This window comes from Pseudomonas sp. FME51, from assembly GCF_014897305.1.
This window is the reverse complement of the sequence record NZ_JABUYN010000013.1, coordinates 89,240-108,343: the sequence shown is the minus strand read 5'-3', so window position 1 is coordinate 108,343 and position 19,104 is coordinate 89,240. Positions and strand designations below refer to the sequence as shown.

At 56.4% G+C, this 19,104-nt stretch carries 15 protein-coding genes and 4 tRNA genes; all 19 read left to right on the top strand.

Translation table 11 applies throughout. From position 1 onward, the window contains the following. The first annotated feature begins 85 nt into the window (after positions 1 to 85). The 19 genes from INT39_RS19030 (at position 86) to rpsJ (ending at position 19,062) form a co-directional block, all read left to right on the top strand. On the top strand, positions 86 to 400 hold the full coding sequence (locus INT39_RS19030; RefSeq protein ID WP_193075562.1) for a hypothetical protein: 315 nt from the start codon (positions 86 to 88) through the stop codon (positions 398 to 400). Positions 401 to 546: 146 nt separating this feature from the next. Then, positions 547 to 631, top strand: a tRNA-Tyr gene (locus tag INT39_RS19025). A 30-nt stretch (positions 632 to 661) separates the two neighbouring features. Then, positions 662 to 735, top strand: a tRNA-Gly gene (locus tag INT39_RS19020). Positions 736 to 757: 22 nt separating this feature from the next. After that, positions 758 to 833 (top strand) — tRNA-Thr (locus INT39_RS19015). Between the two features lie 86 nt (positions 834 to 919). Then, positions 920 to 2,119: an elongation factor Tu gene (gene tuf, locus INT39_RS19010; RefSeq protein ID WP_193075552.1), complete on the top strand. Its 1,200-nt coding sequence runs from the start codon at positions 920 to 922 to the stop codon at positions 2,117 to 2,119. Positions 2,120 to 2,176: 57 nt separating this feature from the next. Continuing rightward, positions 2,177 to 2,252 (top strand) — tRNA-Trp (locus INT39_RS19005). Between the two features lie 37 nt (positions 2,253 to 2,289). Then, positions 2,290 to 2,658 (top strand): preprotein translocase subunit SecE, encoded by a 369-nt coding sequence (gene secE / locus INT39_RS19000; protein WP_193075561.1) that lies wholly within the window; start codon positions 2,290 to 2,292, stop codon positions 2,656 to 2,658. A gap of 10 nt (positions 2,659 to 2,668) precedes the next feature. After that, entirely contained in the window at positions 2,669 to 3,202 is a 534-nt protein-coding gene (gene nusG / locus INT39_RS18995) for a transcription termination/antitermination protein NusG (protein ID WP_090275801.1), read from the top strand. 116 nt (positions 3,203 to 3,318) lie between these two features. Next, a complete protein-coding gene (gene rplK / locus INT39_RS18990; RefSeq protein ID WP_193075560.1) occupies positions 3,319 to 3,750 on the top strand; it encodes a 50S ribosomal protein L11 in 432 nt (143 codons plus the stop codon). After that, on the top strand, positions 3,751 to 4,443 hold the full coding sequence (gene rplA / locus INT39_RS18985) for a 50S ribosomal protein L1 (RefSeq protein WP_193075559.1): 693 nt from the start codon (positions 3,751 to 3,753) through the stop codon (positions 4,441 to 4,443). Between the two features lie 211 nt (positions 4,444 to 4,654). Then, complete coding sequence (gene rplJ, locus INT39_RS18980; protein ID WP_193075558.1) at positions 4,655 to 5,155, top strand: 50S ribosomal protein L10; 501 nt, start codon at positions 4,655 to 4,657, stop codon at positions 5,153 to 5,155. A gap of 82 nt (positions 5,156 to 5,237) precedes the next feature. Beyond that, the gene (rplL, locus tag INT39_RS18975) at positions 5,238 to 5,606 is read left to right on the top strand and encodes a 50S ribosomal protein L7/L12 (protein ID WP_193075557.1); all 369 of its coding nucleotides are present in this window, start codon (positions 5,238 to 5,240) and stop codon (positions 5,604 to 5,606) included. 206 nt (positions 5,607 to 5,812) lie between these two features. After that, the gene (gene rpoB / locus INT39_RS18970) at positions 5,813 to 9,883 is read left to right on the top strand and encodes a DNA-directed RNA polymerase subunit beta (protein ID WP_193075556.1); all 4,071 of its coding nucleotides are present in this window, start codon (positions 5,813 to 5,815) and stop codon (positions 9,881 to 9,883) included. Between the two features lie 65 nt (positions 9,884 to 9,948). Continuing rightward, the gene (gene rpoC / locus INT39_RS18965; RefSeq protein ID WP_193075555.1) at positions 9,949 to 14,148 is read left to right on the top strand and encodes a DNA-directed RNA polymerase subunit beta'; all 4,200 of its coding nucleotides are present in this window, start codon (positions 9,949 to 9,951) and stop codon (positions 14,146 to 14,148) included. Positions 14,149 to 14,293: 145 nt separating this feature from the next. After that, complete coding sequence (gene rpsL, locus INT39_RS18960; protein WP_036993737.1) at positions 14,294 to 14,665, top strand: 30S ribosomal protein S12; 372 nt, start codon at positions 14,294 to 14,296, stop codon at positions 14,663 to 14,665. A 98-nt stretch (positions 14,666 to 14,763) separates the two neighbouring features. Further along, the gene (gene rpsG / locus INT39_RS18955; RefSeq protein ID WP_193075554.1) at positions 14,764 to 15,237 is read left to right on the top strand and encodes a 30S ribosomal protein S7; all 474 of its coding nucleotides are present in this window, start codon (positions 14,764 to 14,766) and stop codon (positions 15,235 to 15,237) included. A 21-nt stretch (positions 15,238 to 15,258) separates the two neighbouring features. Beyond that, complete coding sequence (gene fusA, locus INT39_RS18950; protein WP_193075553.1) at positions 15,259 to 17,361, top strand: elongation factor G; 2,103 nt, start codon at positions 15,259 to 15,261, stop codon at positions 17,359 to 17,361. Positions 17,362 to 17,394: 33 nt separating this feature from the next. Further along, entirely contained in the window at positions 17,395 to 18,594 is a 1,200-nt protein-coding gene (gene tuf / locus INT39_RS18945) for an elongation factor Tu (protein ID WP_193075552.1), read from the top strand. Positions 18,595 to 18,750: 156 nt separating this feature from the next. Beyond that, positions 18,751 to 19,062, top strand: coding sequence for a 30S ribosomal protein S10 (gene rpsJ / locus INT39_RS18940; protein ID WP_193075551.1), 312 nt, complete (start codon positions 18,751 to 18,753; stop codon positions 19,060 to 19,062). Positions 19,063 to 19,104: the final 42 nt, after the last annotated feature.

Genomic DNA, 19,104 nt, shown 5'->3' with positions numbered 1-19,104 from the left:
CTTCATGCCTCATTCTCTCAAGAGTTGAGGCCTCCACGAAACCCGGTGCGATTCAGTGGGTGGCGAGCGGCATGCGGTTATTCAATTGTCGGCGCTTCAGGAGCAGGGGATAGACAGCTTCCTGATTACCCGCGGCGAGATGATGGGAAGTCTTTCGCTGGGGGTGTTCTCCCGCGAAGACTATGCGCAGGTCAGGCAAGGGCAATTGCAGCAGTTGGGGCTTGATGTGCGAATACATGCGTTGAGTAAGAAGGATCAGCAGTTCGTCGTCGAGGTAGGGAGCAAAGCCAGACGCCTGGTAGATCAGGCCATGCTGACGCGGTTGCGAGTCGATTTCCCTGGCCTGCAGCATCAATACCAGCCGTGCAAGGGTGTTGCCAACAATGGGGGCATGCCCTAGAATAGCCGCCGCTCCAGCATGACTCCCAGATGGTTGATGGGTAGTGGCTAGGGAGATAACACTGAAAAAACTGTTCAAGTTGCGGTTTTTTCTAAGAAAAGTGTTGACACGGCGGCGCCAACTGATGAAAATGGCGCCTCTTTTACGGAGGGGTTCCCGAGCGGTCAAAGGGATCAGACTGTAAATCTGACGGCTTAGCCTTCGAAGGTTCGAATCCTTCTCCCTCCACCAGATTTAGTATTACCGGGCAAGTTGCTCCTGGCGGGTATAGTTCAACGGTAGAACTTCAGCCTTCCAAGCTGATAGTGCGGGTTCGATTCCCGCTACCCGCTCCAGTCCGGTAATGCGATGGTATAAGCTCATGTAGCTCAGTTGGTAGAGCACACCCTTGGTAAGGGTGAGGTCAGCGGTTCAACTCCGCTCATGAGCTCCAGTATCAAGGCAGATATGCAAATATCTGCCTTTTATTTAATGGTCGCGTGACTCGCGCATTGCACTCAGCATAGGGGATCTCTCGAGATGGCTAAAGAGAAGTTCGAACGCAGCAAACCGCACCTGAACGTGGGCACCATCGGTCACGTTGACCATGGCAAAACCACTCTGACCGCTGCTCTGACCCGTGTCTGCGCCGAAGTATTCGGTAGCGCCGGTACGTCCAAGGGCTACGATCAGATCGACAACGCGCCGGAAGAGAAGGCTCGTGGTATCACCATCAACACGTCCCACGTTGAGTATGATTCCCCGACTCGTCACTACGCACACGTTGACTGCCCCGGTCACGCTGACTACGTCAAGAACATGATCACCGGTGCTGCGCAGATGGACGGCGCTATCCTGGTTTGTTCCGCTGCTGACGGCCCTATGCCGCAGACCCGTGAGCACATCCTGCTGTCCCGTCAGGTTGGCGTTCCTTACATCGTCGTGTTCCTGAACAAGGCAGACATGGTTGATGATGAAGAGCTGCTGGAACTGGTTGAGATGGAAGTGCGCGATCTGCTGAGCACTTACGACTTCCCTGGTGACGACACTCCGATCATCATCGGTTCCGCGCTGATGGCGCTGAACGGTCAGGATGACAACGGCATGGGCACCACTGCAGTCAAGACTCTGGTCGAGACTCTGGACAGCTACATCCCCGAGCCTGAGCGTGCCATCGACAAGCCGTTCCTGATGCCAATCGAAGACGTCTTCTCCATCTCCGGTCGCGGTACCGTTGTGACTGGTCGTGTTGAGCGCGGTATCGTGCGTATCCAGGAAGAAGTGGAAATCGTCGGTATCAAGGACACCGTCAAGACCACTTGTACTGGTGTTGAGATGTTCCGCAAGCTGCTCGACGAAGGTCGTGCTGGTGAGAACGTTGGCGTACTGCTGCGTGGCACCAAGCGTGAAGACGTTGAGCGTGGTCAGGTTCTGGCCAAGCCGGGCACCATCAAGCCGCACACTCAGTTCGAAGCTGAAGTGTACGTGCTGGGCAAGGATGAAGGCGGTCGTCACACTCCGTTCTTCAAGGGCTACCGTCCGCAGTTCTACTTCCGGACCACTGATGTGACCGGTTCCTGCGAACTGCCCGAAGGCGTGGAAATGGTCATGCCTGGCGATAACGTCAAGCTGGACGTTACGCTGATCGCTCCGATCGCCATGGAAGACGGCCTGCGCTTCGCGATTCGCGAAGGTGGTCGTACCGTTGGTGCCGGCGTGGTTGCCAAGATCATTGCTTAATTAGTAATTGATCTTGAACTGTTGAGCCGGTATCATTGCCGGCTCAACTGCGATTACAGGCCAGTAGCTCAATTGGCAGAGCGGCGGTCTCCAAAACCGCAGGTTGGGGGTTCGATTCCCTCCTGGCCTGCCAGATTATCTGGCAAAGACAAAACAGGATTTTACGATTGATGAGCACCAAGGCAGAGACTAACGACGGCCGCTTAGATGTCCTTAAGTGGATCGCCGTAGCTATACTCGTTTTTGTCGGCGTATACGGTAATCATTATTTCGCAGCCGAATCTGTTTTGTATCGTGCCGTAGCGCTGGTTGCGCTCGGCCTGGTGACGGGCTTCGTGGCCCTGCAAACCGAAAAAGGCAAGGCCTTCTGGGCGCTGCTCAAAGAAGCACGCATCGAGATCCGGAAGGTTGTCTGGCCAACTCGTGCGGAAACCACTCAGACAACTCTCATTGTTGTGGCAGTTGTCCTGGTCATGGCCCTGATCCTGTGGGGGCTCGATACCCTCCTGGGTTGGATTATTTCTAAGTTCATTGGCTAAAGGGTGCTCCGTGTCTAAGCGTTGGTACGTCATACATGCATACTCCGGTTTTGAAAAGCATGTAATGCGCTCGCTCCAGGAGCGCGTGAAGCTGGCCGGAATGGAAGAGCAGTTCGGTGACATCCTTGTGCCCACTGAAGAAGTAGTGGAAATGCGCAACGGCCAGAAGCGCAAGAGTGAGCGCAAGTTCTTCCCTGGCTACGTTCTGGTTCAAATGGAAATGAACGAAGGAACCTGGCACCTGGTCAAGGACACCTCTCGCGTACTGGGCTTTATCGGTGGTACTGCCGATAAGCCGGCGCCAATCACCGACCGCGAAGCAGAAGCTATCCTGCGCCGTGTGGCCGATGGTAGTGACAAGCCCAAGCCGAAGACACTGTTCGAGCCGGGTGAGGTGGTCAGGGTTACTGACGGCCCATTCGCTGATTTCAATGGTGTTGTTGAAGAAGTTAACTATGAGAAAAGCCGGGTTCAGGTGGCTGTTCTCATATTTGGTCGCCCCACACCAGTGGAGCTCGAATTCAGTCAGGTCGAAAAAGGCTGAGTTCAATCGCCCACCTGAACCCTGCAGTGCCCGATGGCAGTGCGGGGTTTTGTTGTCAGTGGGCATTATATTAAGTCGGGGAGCCGCGAGGCGCTATTACCCATTGGAGAGCTAAAATGGCAAAGAAGATTCAGGCTTATATCAAGCTGCAAGTCAAGGCCGGTCAGGCTAACCCGAGTCCGCCAGTAGGTCCGGCCCTGGGTCAGCACGGCGTAAACATCATGGAGTTCTGCAAGGCGTTCAACGCCAAGACCCAAGGCGTTGAGCCAGGTCTGCCGACGCCTGTGATCATCACTGTTTACAGCGACCGCAGCTTCACTTTTGAAACCAAGAGTACGCCTGCTGCTGTACTGCTGATGAAGGCTGCTGGTGTCAAGAGCGGTTCTGCTCGTCCGAACAGCCAGAAAGTGGGCACGGTTACTCGTGCTCAGATCGAAGAGATCGCCAATATCAAGCAGGCTGATCTGACTGCTGCCGGTCTGGAAGCATCTGTACGCACCATCGCGGGCTCTGCTCGTAGTATGGGTCTGACCGTGGAGGGCGTTTAAATGTCCAAGCTGACCAAGCGTCAAAAAGCAATCAACGAGAAAGTTGATAGCACCAAGGTTTACGGCTTCGAAGAAGCTGCAGCCCTGCTGGCCGAAGTTTCCAGCGTCAAGTTTGTTGAATCCGTCGACGTTGCCGTCAACCTGGGTGTTGATCCGCGCAAATCCGACCAAGTCGTTCGTGGCGCAACTTTGCTGCCCCATGGTACCGGCAAAACCGTTCGCGTTGCTGTGTTCACTCAGGGTGCCAACGCTGAAGCGGCTCTGGCTGCGGGCGCTGACAAAGTAGGTATGGATGACCTGGCTGCCGAAATGAAGGCCGGTGATCTGAACTATGACGTCGTTATCGCTTCTCCGGATGCGATGCGTGTTGTGGGTCAGCTGGGTCAGCTGCTTGGCCCGCGCGGCCTGATGCCGAACCCCAAAGTGGGCACGGTTGCTGCTGATGTTGGTACTGCAGTGAAGAATGCCAAGGCTGGTCAGGTTCGTTACCGCACCGACAAGAACGGCATCATTCATTGCTCCGTAGGCAAGGTCGGCTTCGAGCCGGTCAAGCTGAAAGAGAACGTTGAGGCGCTGCTTGCCGACCTGAGAAAGGCCAAGCCGTCGACCTCCAAGGGTGTTTATCTGCAGCGCGTTTCCCTGAGCACCACCATGGGGCCGGGCATCCAGGTCGATCACTCCGCGCTGGACTGATTATTGGTTTAACGACGCGCCTCTCGCGGCGCGTCCATTATTGGGGTCCCTGCCAGTTGGGGGCTATCCAAGACCGTAGGTGGCGAAAGCCTCAAATCGAGGAGTAATCCTCAGGCCTACGCAGATGGTGCTCACGATTCAGTGCAGGCTGGATCAGACACCAAAACATATCGCCCCAGGGCGATCAATGGTAAATCCAGGAGTAGAACCCGTGGCAATTAAGCTCGAAGACAAAAAGGCCATCGTCGCTGAAGTCAACGAAGCTGCCAAAGGTGCGCTGTCTGCCGTTGTGGCTGATGCCCGCGGTGTAAGCGTATCTGCCATGACTGGTCTGCGCAAAGATGCACGTGAAGCTGGTGTTTATGTACGCGTTGTACGTAACACCCTGCTGCGTCGTGCGGTTGAAGGCACTCAGTATGACTGCCTCAACGACGTCTTTGTCGGTCCGACCCTGATTGCGTTCTCCAACGAACATCCGGGCGCTGCTGCCCGTTTGTTCAAGGACTTCGCAAAGGGTCAGGACGCATTCCAGATCAAGGCAGCTGCGTTTGAAGGCAACTACCTTTCAGCTGACCAGATCGACATTCTGGCCACGCTGCCAACTTACGACGAGGCGATCAGCCAGCTGATGAGCGTGATTCAAGGCGCTACCAGCAAGTTCGTTCGTACATTGGCTGCTGTCCGCGATCAGAAGGAAGCCGAGGCGGCCTAATTTGCCTGCTGACGCTTTACTCTTTTGCTTTTAATGTTTTGACAGCCCAAAGGGTTGTCCCCCAATACAGGAATAGTGAGTCATGGCTCTGACCAACGAAGATATCATCAATGCAGTATCCGAAATGTCCGTTATGCAGGTCGTTGAACTGATCAGCGCAATGGAAGAGAAGTTCGGTGTTTCCGCTGCCGCAGCTGTTGCTGCTGGCCCAGCTGCCGGTCCGGCTGCTGCTGAAGAGCAAACCGAATTCAACGTCATCCTGACTGCTGCTGGCGAGAAGAAAGTTAACGCCATCAAGGCAGTGCGCGAGCTGACCGGTCTGGGCCTGAAAGAAGCCAAGGCTATGGTTGACGGCGCTCCTGCTACCGTCAAGGAAGGTGTTTCCAAGGACGAAGCCGAAGCAGCGAAGAAGACGCTGGAAGAGGCTGGTGCAACGGTCGAGCTCAAGTAAGCTTGCGCGACCTTGCGTCGACAGTCTGATCAACGGTCAGATTGATGGCTGGTGGCCTGTGTGCCACCGGCCTTTTGCCGTTCCAGCCTGATCTCAGGCGAACGGATCCACTCCAAGCGAGTGAGCAAGACTAGGTCTTGCAAGCATTTTCAGGCTTTCCCGTCAGGGGGAGCCAATCAAGCAGGTGACCAAGCTGGGGAACGCTGATGGCTTACTCATATACTGAGAAAAAACGTATCCGCAAGGACTTTGGCAAACTGCCGCATGTGATGGATGTGCCTTATCTGCTGGCGATTCAGCTGGATTCCTATCGGGAGTTCCTGCAGGCCGATGCAGGCAAGGACAGCGTTCGTGATATCGGTCTGCACGCGGCCTTCAAATCTGTCTTCCCCATTATCAGCTATTCCGGTAATGCGGCGCTCGAATATGTCGGTTACCGGTTAGGTGAGCCGGCTTTCGATGTCAAGGAATGCGTGCTGCGTGGTGTGACCTATGCGGTCCCGCTGCGGGTGAAAGTGCGCCTGATCATCTTTGATCGCGAATCCGCAAGCAAGGCGATCAAGGACATCAAGGAGCAGGAAGTCTACATGGGTGAAATACCCCTGATGACTGAGAACGGTACCTTCGTGATCAACGGTACCGAGCGTGTGATCGTATCCCAGCTGCACCGCAGCCCGGGTGTGTTCTTCGACCACGACCGTGGCAAGACGCACAGCTCCGGCAAGCTGCTGTATTCCGCTCGCGTGATTCCTTACCGTGGGTCGTGGCTGGATTTCGAGTTTGATCCCAAGGATGCGGTCTTTGTTCGTATCGACCGTCGTCGCAAGCTGCCGGCGTCTGTCCTGCTGCGTGCGCTGGGTTACCAGACCGCAGAAATCCTCGACATTTTCTATGACACCAACAAGTTCGAAGTGCATGGCGAAAGTCTGCAGCTGGAACTGGTGCCGCAGCGTCTGCGTGGTGAGATCGCGACTATCGATATCACCGATGGCAAAGGCAAGGTCATTGTCGAGACAGGTCGTCGGGTTACCGCGCGCCACATCAATCAGCTGGAAAAAGCGGGCATCAACAGTCTGGAAGTGCCGTATGACTACCTGATTGGCCGCACCATCGCCAAGACAGTTGTACATCCGGCCACCGGTGAGATTCTTGCGGACGGCAACGCCGAGGTGACTGCGGACCTGATCGACAAGCTGATCAAGGCCCAGGTTGACCATATCGAGACGTTGTACACCAACGATATCGATTGTGGTCCGTTCATCTCCGATACGCTGCGCATCGATAACACCACCACTCAGCTTGAAGCGCTGGTGGAAATCTATCGCATGATGCGTCCTGGCGAGCCGCCAACCAAGGATGCAGCCGAAACCCTGTTCAGCAACCTGTTCTTCAGCAGTGATCGCTACGATCTGTCTGCCGTTGGCCGGATGAAGTTCAATCGCCGTATCGGTCGTGAAGAGATCGAAGGCGCGGGTGTGTTGAGCAAGGAAGACATCATCGAGGTGCTCAAGACCCTGGTTGATATCCGTAACGGCAAGGGTGTGGTTGATGACATCGATCACCTGGGTAACCGTCGTATCCGTTCCGTCGGGGAAATGGCCGAGAACCAGTTCCGTGTGGGCCTGGTGCGTGTCGAGCGCGCGGTCAAGGAACGTCTGTCCATGGCCGAAAGCGAAGGCCTGATGCCGCAGGATCTGATCAATGCCAAGCCGGTTGCGGCGGCAGTGAAAGAATTCTTCGGTTCCAGCCAGCTGTCCCAGTTCATGGACCAGAACAACCCGCTGTCCGAGATCACTCACAAGCGTCGTGTATCTGCGCTTGGGCCAGGCGGTCTGACCCGGGAACGTGCCGGCTTCGAAGTGCGTGATGTCCACCCGACCCACTATGGGCGTGTATGTCCGATCGAGACGCCTGAAGGTCCGAACATCGGTCTGATCAACTCGCTGGCCACCTATGCGCGCACCAACGAGTACGGCTTCCTGGAAAGCCCGTATCGTCGCGTCAAAGATGCCGTGGTGACCGACGAGATCGTCTTCCTGTCGGCTATTGAAGAGTCTGACCATGTGATCGCCCAGGCCAGTGCCGAAGTTCGCGACGGCCGCTTGGTTGAAGAGCTGGTAACCGTTCGCCACATGAACGAATTCACCGTCAAGGCTCCGGAAGATGTGACTCTGATGGACGTGTCGCCGCGCCAGGTTGTGTCGGTGGCTGCCTCGCTGATTCCGTTCCTCGAGCACGATGATGCCAACCGTGCACTCATGGGTTCCAACATGCAGCGTCAGGCCGTACCGACACTGCGTGCAGAGAAGCCGCTGGTGGGTACCGGCATGGAGCGCAACGTGGCTCGCGACTCCGGTGTTTGTGTGACTGCTCGCCGCGGCGGGGTAATCGACTCAGTCGATGCCAGCCGTATCGTTGTGCGCGTCAATGACGACGAAGTCGAAGCCGGTGAAGCCGGGGTGGATATCTACACCCTGACCAAGTACACCCGCTCCAACCAGAACACCTGCATCAACCAGCGTCCGCTGGTGAAAAAAGGCGAACAGGTTGCGGCCAGGGATATTATGGCTGACGGTTCTTCCGTTGATATGGGTGAGCTGGCTCTGGGTCAGAACATGCGCGTGGCGTTCATGCCGTGGAACGGCTACAACTTCGAAGACTCCATTCTGGTGTCCGAGCGTGTGGTCCAGGAAGATCGCTTCACCACTATCCATATTCAGGAGCTGACCTGTGTTTCCCGTGACACCAAGCTGGGGCCAGAGGAAATCACCTCCGATATCCCCAACGTCGGTGAAGCGGCACTGGGCAAGCTGGATGAAGCCGGTATCGTCTACGTGGGTGCTGAAGTCGGCACTGGCGACATTCTGGTCGGCAAGGTTACGCCCAAAGGCGAGACTCAGCTGACACCGGAAGAGAAGCTGCTGCGTGCGATCTTTGGTGAGAAGGCGTCCGACGTCAAGGATACCTCCCTGCGCGTGCCGACTGGCACCAAGGGTACGGTTATTGATGTTCAGGTGTTCACTCGAGACGGCGTCGAGCGTGACACGCGTGCGTTGGCCATCGAGAAAGAACAGCTGGATGAGATCCGTAAGGATCTGCAGGAAGAGTTCCGGATCATCGAAACGGCAACTTTCGAGCGTCTGAGTGCTGCGCTGATCGGTCACACTGCTGAAGGCGGTGCTGGCCTGAAGAAGGGCACCGAGCTGACAGCCGAGATTCTCGAGGGTATCGAGCGTGGCCAGTGGTTCAAGCTGCGCATGAGCGAAGACAATCTCAACGAACAGCTGGAGCGGGCGCAGGCTTACATCATCGACCGTCGCAAGCTGCTCGATGAAAAGTTCGAAGACAAGAAGCGCAAACTGCAGCAGGGCGACGACCTGGCGCCGGGCGTACTGAAGATCGTCAAGGTCTACCTGGCGATCAAGCGTCGCATCCAGCCGGGTGACAAGATGGCTGGTCGTCACGGTAACAAGGGTGTCATCTCGGTCATCATGCCGATCGAAGACATGCCCCATGACGAGAACGGCACGCCGGTGGACATCGTCCTCAACCCGCTGGGTGTACCTTCGCGGATGAACGTCGGACAGATTCTGGAAACCCACCTGGGCCTCGCGGCCAAGGGCTTGGGTGAAAAGATCAACCTTATGCTCGAAGAGCAGCGCAAGGTTGCTGAGCTGCGTGAGTTCCTCGACGAGGTGTACAACAAGGTCGGTGGCCGTCAGGAAAATCTGGAGTCGTTCAGCGATCAGGAAATTATCGAGCTGGCCAATAACCTGCGTGCCGGTGTGCCTATGGCGACTGCCGTGTTCGACGGTGCCGAAGAGGTTGAGGTCAAGCACATGCTGCGCCTCGCGGACCTGCCGGATAGCGGGCAGATGCGCTTGTACGACGGTCGTACCGGTAACGCCTTCGATCGCCCGGTCACTGTCGGTTACATGTACATGCTCAAGCTGAACCACTTGGTCGACGACAAGATGCACGCTCGTTCGACCGGTTCGTACAGCCTGGTAACACAGCAGCCGCTGGGTGGTAAGGCTCAGTTCGGCGGACAGCGCTTCGGGGAGATGGAGGTCTGGGCACTGGAAGCCTATGGCGCCGCCTACACCCTGCAGGAAATGCTGACCGTCAAATCGGATGACGTTAATGGCCGTACCAAGATGTATAAAAACATCGTGGACGGTGACCATCGCATGGAGGCCGGGATGCCCGAGTCCTTCAACGTGTTGGTCAAGGAGATTCGCTCTCTGGCCATCGACATCGACCTGGAATCCGAATAACCACCGACTGCCCACGTCTCGGGCGGAGTTTCTCCGCCCTTGAGACACTGCGAGGAGTATAGGCCTTGAAAGACTTATTGAACCTGCTCAAGTCCCAAGGACAAGTTGAAGAGTTCGATTCCATTCGAATCGGCTTGGCATCACCGGAAATGATCCGGTCATGGTCCTACGGCGAAGTCAAAAAGCCGGAAACCATCAACTACCGGACATTCAAGCCGGAGCGTGATGGTCTGTTCTGCGCCAAGATCTTTGGCCCGGTAAAGGACTACGAGTGCCTGTGTGGCAAGTACAAGCGCCTCAAGCACCGTGGCGTCATCTGTGAGAAGTGCGGTGTTGAAGTCGCACTGGCCAAGGTGCGTCGTGAGCGCATGGGTCACATTGAACTGGCGTCGCCGGTTGCGCACATCTGGTTCCTGAAGTCCCTGCCGTCCCGGATCGGTCTGCTGCTGGACATGACCCTGCGTGACATCGAGCGGGTGTTGTATTTCGAAAGCTACGTCGTGATCGAGCCTGGTCTGACCACGCTGGAGAAAGGCCAGCTGCTGAACGATGAGCAGTACTTTGAAGCGCTGGAAGAGTTCGGTGACGAGTTCGACGCCCGTATGGGTGCCGAAGCGGTCTACGAGCTGCTGACTGCCATGGATCTGGAGCACGAGGTTTCCCGTCTGCGTGAGGAAATTCCACAGACCACCTCGGAAACCAAGATCAAGAAGCTGTCCAAGCGTCTGAAGCTGATGGAAGCCTTCCAGGGTTCTGGCAATAAGCCGGAATGGATGGTTCTGACTGTTCTGCCAGTACTGCCGCCGGACCTGCGTCCGCTGGTACCGCTGGATGGTGGCCGTTTCGCGACATCCGACCTGAACGATCTGTACCGTCGGGTGATCAACCGTAACAACCGTCTGAAGCGACTGCTGGACCTGTCCGCGCCGGATATCATCGTGCGCAACGAAAAGCGCATGCTGCAGGAATCGGTTGATGCGCTGCTGGATAACGGTCGTCGTGGCCGTGCCATCACCGGCACCAACAAGCGTCCGCTGAAATCCCTTGCCGATATGATCAAGGGTAAGCAAGGCCGTTTCCGTCAGAACCTGCTCGGTAAGCGTGTCGACTACTCCGGTCGCTCGGTGATCGTGGTGGGTCCGACGTTGCGTCTGCATCAGTGCGGTCTGCCGAAAAAAATGGCTCTGGAGCTGTTCAAGCCGTTCATCTTCGGCAAGCTGGAGCACCGTGGTCTGGCGACCACCATCAAAGCTGCGAAGAAGATGGTCGAGCGCGAACTGCCGGAGGTCTGGGATATCCTGGCTGAAGTCATTCGTGAGCATCCGGTCCTGTTGAACCGCGCACCGACCCTGCACCGTCTGGGTATCCAGGCGTTCGAGCCGGTACTGATTGAAGGTAAGGCTATACAGCTGCACCCGTTGGTCTGTGCGGCCTATAACGCCGACTTCGACGGTGACCAGATGGCCGTGCACGTTCCGCTGACCCTTGAGGCTCAGCTGGAAGCACGCGCCCTGATGATGTCCACCAACAACATCCTGTCCCCTGCCAGTGGCGAGCCGATCATCGTGCCGTCGCAGGACGTGGTACTGGGCCTGTACTACATGACCCGCTCGCGCATCAATGCGCGTGGCGAAGGCATGCGTTTCGCCAGTATCGCTGAGGTCGAGATGGCCTATCGCAGTGGTCAGGTTGATCTGCACGCTCTGGTCAAGGTGCGTATCGAGCAAACCGTCAAGCACAAGGACGAGAGCTGGACCACGGAGTCGAGCATTATCGACACCACTGCTGGCCGTGCGTTGCTGTTCCAGATTCTGCCCAAGGGTCTGCCGTTCGAGCTGGTTGACCAGCCGTTGAAGAAGAAGGCGATCTCCAAGCTGATCAATACCTGTTACCGGGTTGTCGGGCTCAAAGAGACGGTCATCTTCGCTGATCAGCTGATGTACACCGGTTTTGCCTATTCGACGATCTCCGGTGCCTCCATCGGTGTGAATGACTTCGTCATTCCCGACGAGAAAGCACAGATCATCGAAGACGCCACTGCCGAGGTGAAGGAAATCGAAGACCAGTACGCTTCCGGTCTGGTTACCGCCGGCGAGAAGTACAACAAGGTCATCGACTTGTGGTCCAAGGCCAACGACGAGATCTCCAAGGCGATGATGGACAACCTCAAGTCCACTCGCGTGCTGGATCGCGATGGCAAAGAGGTCGAGCAGGAGTCCTTCAACTCCATGTACATGATGGCTGATTCGGGGGCGCGGGGTTCCGCTGCTCAGATCCGTCAGCTGGCCGGTATGCGTGGTCTGATGGCCAAGCCGGACGGCTCGATCATCGAGACGCCGATTATCGCCAACTTCCGTGAAGGTCTGAACGTACTTCAGTACTTCATCTCGACCCACGGTGCGCGTAAGGGGCTGGCGGATACGGCGTTGAAAACCGCCAACTCCGGTTACCTGACTCGTCGTCTGGTTGATGTGGCGCAGGACCTGGTTATCACCGAAGTCGACTGCGGAACAGATCGCGGTCTGGTGATGAAGCCGCATATCGAAGGCGGGGACATCGTTGAGCCGCTGGGTGAGCGCGTTCTGGGTCGAGTCATCGCCCGTGATGTGTTCAAGCCGGGCACTGAAGACATCATTGTCGCCGGTGGCACCCTGGTCGACGAGCAGTGGGTCGAGTTCCTCGAAACCAACAGTGTCGACGAAGTGATCGTGCGTTCGCCGATTACCTGTGAAACCCGCTACGGCGTGTGCTCCACCTGTTACGGTCGTGACCTGGCGCGTGGTCACCAGATCAATATCGGTGAGGCGGTGGGTGTTATCGCGGCCCAGTCAATCGGTGAGCCGGGTACCCAGCTTACGATGCGGACGTTCCACATCGGTGGTGCGGCGAGCCGGACCGCTGCTCAGGACAGTATTCAGGTCAAGAGTGCCGGTACCATTCGCCTGCACAACCTGAAGCACGTAACCCGTGACGACGGCGCCCTGGTTGCCGTATCCCGCTCCGGTGAGCTGGCTCTGGCGGACGAGTTCGGTCGTGAGCGCGAGCGTTACAAGCTGCCCTATGGTGCCGTGATCTCCATTCACGAAGGGGACAAGGTGCAGGCAGGCCAGGTTGTGGCCAAGTGGGATCCGCACACTCACCCGATCGTCACCGAAATTGCCGGTACGGCGCACTTCGTGGGTATGGAGGAGGGGATCACCATCCGCCGCCAGACCGACGAGCTGACCGGCTTGACCAACATTGAAGTGATGGCGGTGCATGAGCGTCCAACTTCCGGCAAGGACATCCGTCCGACCGTAAAACTGCTGGATGCTGACGGTAAGGAATTGATGCTGCCAGGTACTGACGTACCGGCTCAGTACTTCCTGCCCGAGAAAACGCAGGTCAACCTGTCCGATGGCGTGCAGGTGAGCATTGGTGACGTCCTGGCACGTATTCCACAGGAAACCTCCAAGACCCGCGACATCACCGGTGGTCTGCCGCGTGTTGCCGACCTGTTCGAGGCGCGTCGTCCGAAAGAGCCGTCCATTCTGGCGGAAATCAGCGGTACGATTTCCTTCGGTAAGGAAACCAAGGGCAAGCGTCGACTGGTCATTACTCCGAACGATGGCAGCGATCACTACGAAGAGCTGATTCCGAAGTGGCGTCACCTGAACGTGTTTGAGGGTGAGCAGGTCAGCAAGGGTGAGGTTGTCTCCGATGGTCCGAGCAACCCGCACGATATTCTGCGTCTGCTGGGTGTCAGCGAGCTGGCCAAGTATATCGTCAATGAGATTCAGGACGTTTACCGCCTGCAGGGTGTGAAGATCAACGATAAGCACATCGAAGTGACTATTCGTCAGATGCTGCGCAAAGTCGAGATCACCGAATCGGGCGACTCCCGCTTCATCAAAGGTGATCAGGTCGAGCTGACCCACGTGCTGGAAGAAAACGAGACGCTGGCGGGGCAGGACAAGTTCCTGGCCAAGTACGAACGTGTACTGTTGGGTATCACCAAGGCATCGTTGTCGACCGAATCCTTCATCTCGGCTGCCTCCTTCCAGGAGACAACGCGGGTACTGACCGAGGCTGCCGTTACCGGCAAGCGCGATCACCTGCGTGGTCTGAAGGAAAACGTGGTAGTTGGACGACTGATTCCGGCCGGTACCGGTCTGGCTTATCACGCCGAGCGCAAGCGTAAGCGCATGGCAGACAAGCCGAGCAAGGTAAGTGCAAGTGAAGTCGAGCAAGCCCTGTCGGATGCGCTGAATTCCAGCAGCAGCTGATAGGTGTCACCCGTCGTAGCGTAAGGCGGGTGAGCTTGACGGTGAGGGGAGGTCTCTATAGAATTCCGTACCCCTAAAATAGGCGGGGCGTTTGGCCCTGCCGTTTTATTTAATATGTCCCAGGACATCAGTGGAGTTTTGCTAGATGGCAACAATCAACCAGCTGGTTCAAAAGCCGCGCAAGCGTGTTGCTGAAAAAAGCGACGTGCCCGCGCTGCAGAACTGCCCGCAGCGTCGTGGAGTATGTACTCGCGTATATACCACCACGCCGAAGAAGCCGAACTCGGCTCTGCGTAAAGTCTGCCGTGTGCGCCTGACCAACGGCTTTGAAGTTTCTTCCTACATCGGTGGTGAAGGTCACAACCTGCAAGAGCACAGCGTCGTTCTGATTCGCGGCGGCCGTGTAAAAGACTTGCCAGGTGTGCGTTACCACACGGTTCGCGGTTCGCTGGACACCTCCGGTGTCAAAGACCGTAAGCAGGGTCGTTCCAAGTACGGCGCGAAGCGTCCGAAGTAAGTTTGAATTCATTTAACCTGAGTCGATAAGAGTAAGGTCAGGCGTAACACAATTGTTGCAGTCCTGAGCTAACCTGAAGACCGTTTGAGGGGCTTATCATGCCAAGACGTCGTGTAGCGGCAAAACGTGAGATCCTGCCAGAACCTAAATATGGCAGCCAGGTTCTCGCTAAATTCATGAACCATGTAATGGAAAGCGGCAAGAAATCGACCGCAGAGCGCATCGTGTATGGTGCTCTGGAGAAGGTCAAAGAGCGCGCCAAGACCGATAATCCGGTCGAGCTGTTTGAAAAGGCGCTCGATGCCATCGCTCCGCTGGTTGAGGTCAAATCTCGCCGTGTAGGTGGTGCCACCTACCAGGTTCCGGTTGAAGTGCGTCCCTCCCGTCGCAATGCTCTGGCAATGCGTTGGTTGGTAGATGCTGCCCGTAAGCGTGGCGAGAAGTCGATGGATCTGCGCCTTGCCGGCGAACTGCTTGATGCATCTGAAGGCAAAGGTTCTGCGGTCAAGAAGCGTGAAGACGTGCACCGTATGGCTGAAGCGAACAAAGCATTCTCCCACTACCGCTTCTAAACAACGACTCAGGAGACTATCGTGGCTCGTACAACCCCGATCAATCTGTACCGAAATATCGGTATTTGTGCGCACGTCGATGCGGGCAAAACCACAACCACGGAACGGATCCTGTTCTACACAGGCGTCAACCATAAAATGGGTGAAACCCATGATGGTGCCAGTACCACTGACTGGATGGCTCAGGAGCAGGAGCGTGGTATTACCATTACCTCTGCTGCTGTAACCGCTTTCTGGCAGGGTTCCGAGAAGCAGTACAAGCAACACCGCATCAACGTCATCGACACCCCTGGTCACGTTGACTTCACCATTGAAGTAGAGCGCTCGCTGCGCGTGCTTGATGGTGCGGTCGTGGTGTTCTGTGGTACCTCCGGTGTTGAGCCGCAGTCCGAAACCGTATGGCGTCAGTGCAACAAGTACGGTGTGCCGCGTATTGTTTACGTGAACAAGATGGACCGTCAGGGTGCCGACTTCCTGCGCGTTGTTGAGCAGATCAAGAAGCGCCTGGGGCATACCCCTGTGGCGGTTCAATTGCCGATTGGCTCGGAAGAGAACTTCGTTGGCCAGATCGATCTGCTGCGCATGAAAGCGATGTACTGGAGCGATGCCGACATGGGCATGGCTTTCCGCGAGGAAGAGATTCCTGCGGACATGCTTGAGCTGGCTGAAGAGTACCGCGAGAAGCTGGTTGAAGCGGCCGCCGAAGCCAATGAAGAGCTGATGAATAAGTACCTGGAAGGTGGCGAGCTGACTCTCGAAGAGATCAAGGCTGGCCTGCGTCAGCGTACGCTGGCCAATGAAATCGTTCCGGCTGTCTGTGGTACTTCCTTCAAGAATAAGGGCGTGCCGCTGGTACTCGATGCTGTTATTGACTTCCTGCCGGCTCCGGATGAGGTTGTGGCCATCAAGGGTGTACACCCGGATGATGACGAGAAAACCGATCAGCGTATCTCCAGTGATGAAGAGCCCTTTGCTGCTCTGGCATTCAAGATCGCTACCGACCCCTTCGTTGGTACTCTGACCTTCGTTCGCGTTTACTCTGGCGTGCTGTCTTCCGGTGACTCGGTGATCAACTCGGTCAAAGGCAAGAAAGAGCGCGTTGGTCGTATGGTGCAGATGCAAGCCAACGATCGTGCCGAGATCAAGGAGCTGCGCGCGGGTGATATTGCTGCCCTGATCGGCATGAAAGACGTCACCACTGGTGACACTCTTTGCGACCTGGACAAGCAGATCGTTCTCGAGCGTATGGACTTCCCTGAGCCGGTGATTCACGTTGCCGTCGAGCCGAAGACCAAAGCCGACCAGGAAAAAATGGGCGTCGCTCTGGGTAAATTGGCCCAGGAAGATCCTTCTTTCCGTGTGCGCACCGACGAAGAGTCCGGTCAGACCATCATTGGTGGTATGGGCGAGCTGCACCTGGATATTCTGGTTGACCGCATGAAGCGCGAGTTCAACGTTGAAGCCAACATCGGCAAGCCGCAGGTGGCTTACCGTGAAGCGATTCGCAATACCTGCGAGATCGAAGGCAAGTTCGTGCGTCAGTCCGGTGGTCGTGGTCAGTTTGGTCACGTCTGGATCCGCTTCGAGCCGGCTGATGACGCCGCTGAAGGCCTGATCTTCGTCAGTGAAGTGGTTGGTGGTACGGTGCCGAAGGAATACATTCCGGCGGTACAGAAGGGCATTGATGAGCAGATGAAAAACGGTGTTCTCGCCGGCTACCCGCTGCTCAGCCTCAAAGCAACCATCTTTGATGGTTCTTATCATGATGTTGACTCGAACGAAATGGCGTTCAAGATCGCTGCTTCCATGGCCACCAAGCAATTGGCCCAGAAGGGTGGTGCTGTTCTGCTCGAGCCCATGATGAAAGTTGAAGTAGTGACCCCCGAGGACTACATGGGTGACGTGATGGGTGACCTTAACCGTCGTCGTGGTCTGGTCCAGGGAATGGAAGATTCTCCTTCCGGGAAAATCATCCGAGCTGAGGTTCCGCTGGGTGAGATGTTTGGTTACGCCACGGATGTACGCTCCATGTCCCAGGGACGCGCGAGCTACGCCATGGAGTTTTCCAGATACGCCGAGGCTCCCTCGAACATCGTTGACGCTATCATCAAGAAGCAAGGTTGATTGCTTCCTGGCTAATTGAAGAGGTTACTAATCGTGGCAAAAGAAAAGTTTGAACGCAGTAAACCGCACCTGAACGTGGGCACCATCGGTCACGTTGACCATGGCAAAACCACTCTGACCGCTGCTCTGACCCGTGTCTGCGCCGAAGTATTCGGTAGCGCCGGTACGTCCAAGGGCTACGATCAGATCGACAACGCGCCGGAAGAGAAGGCTCGTGGTATCACCATCAACACGTCCCACGTTGAGTATGATTCCCCGACTCGTCACTACGCACACGTTGACTGCCCCGGTCACGCTGACTACGTCAAGAACATGATCACCGGTGCTGCGCAGATGGACGGCGCTATCCTGGTTTGTTCCGCTGCTGACGGCCCTATGCCGCAGACCCGTGAGCACATCCTGCTGTCCCGTCAGGTTGGCGTTCCTTACATCGTCGTGTTCCTGAACAAGGCAGACATGGTTGATGATGAAGAGCTGCTGGAACTGGTTGAGATGGAAGTGCGCGATCTGCTGAGCACTTACGACTTCCCTGGTGACGACACTCCGATCATCATCGGTTCCGCGCTGATGGCGCTGAACGGTCAGGATGACAACGGCATGGGCACCACTGCAGTCAAGACTCTGGTCGAGACTCTGGACAGCTACATCCCCGAGCCTGAGCGTGCCATCGACAAGCCGTTCCTGATGCCAATCGAAGACGTCTTCTCCATCTCCGGTCGCGGTACCGTTGTGACTGGTCGTGTTGAGCGCGGTATCGTGCGTATCCAGGAAGAAGTGGAAATCGTCGGTATCAAGGACACCGTCAAGACCACTTGTACTGGTGTTGAGATGTTCCGCAAGCTGCTCGACGAAGGTCGTGCTGGTGAGAACGTTGGCGTACTGCTGCGTGGCACCAAGCGTGAAGACGTTGAGCGTGGTCAGGTTCTGGCCAAGCCGGGCACCATCAAGCCGCACACTCAGTTCGAAGCTGAAGTGTACGTGCTGGGCAAGGATGAAGGCGGTCGTCACACTCCGTTCTTCAAGGGCTACCGTCCGCAGTTCTACTTCCGGACCACTGATGTGACCGGTTCCTGCGAACTGCCCGAAGGCGTGGAAATGGTCATGCCTGGCGATAACGTCAAGCTGGACGTTACGCTGATCGCTCCGATCGCCATGGAAGACGGCCTGCGCTTCGCGATTCGCGAAGGTGGTCGTACCGTTGGTGCCGGCGTGGTTGCCAAGATTATCGCTTGATGATCTGAAGCCATACGCAAAAGCCCCCGATTGATCGGGGGCTTTTGTATTATGGTTGACACGTGACTGGCGCATCAGTAGAATTGCGCCTCCCTTGGATGGGCCTGCCCAGTAGTGGGTGTGCTCTGAAAAATGAAGCTTGGAGTTTCTGGTCAAATGCAGAACCAACAGATTCGTATTCGGTTGAAGGCTTTTGACCATCGCCTGATAGATCAATCAACCCAGGAAATCGTGGATACCGCGAAACGTACTGGGGCTCAGGTGCGTGGTCCGATACCTTTGCCGACGCGCAAAGAGCGTTTTACAGTGCTGACTTCTCCTCACGTCAACAAAGATGCCCGGGATCAATATGAAATCCGTACCCATAAGCGGGTGCTGGATATCGTTCAGCCTACCGACAAGACTGTCGATGCGCTGATGAAACTGGACCTTGCAGCTGGCGTTGAGGTTCAAATCAGCCTCGGCTGATAGCCCCAAACGACGGGGGCTATCGGTCGTGCAACGCCCTGA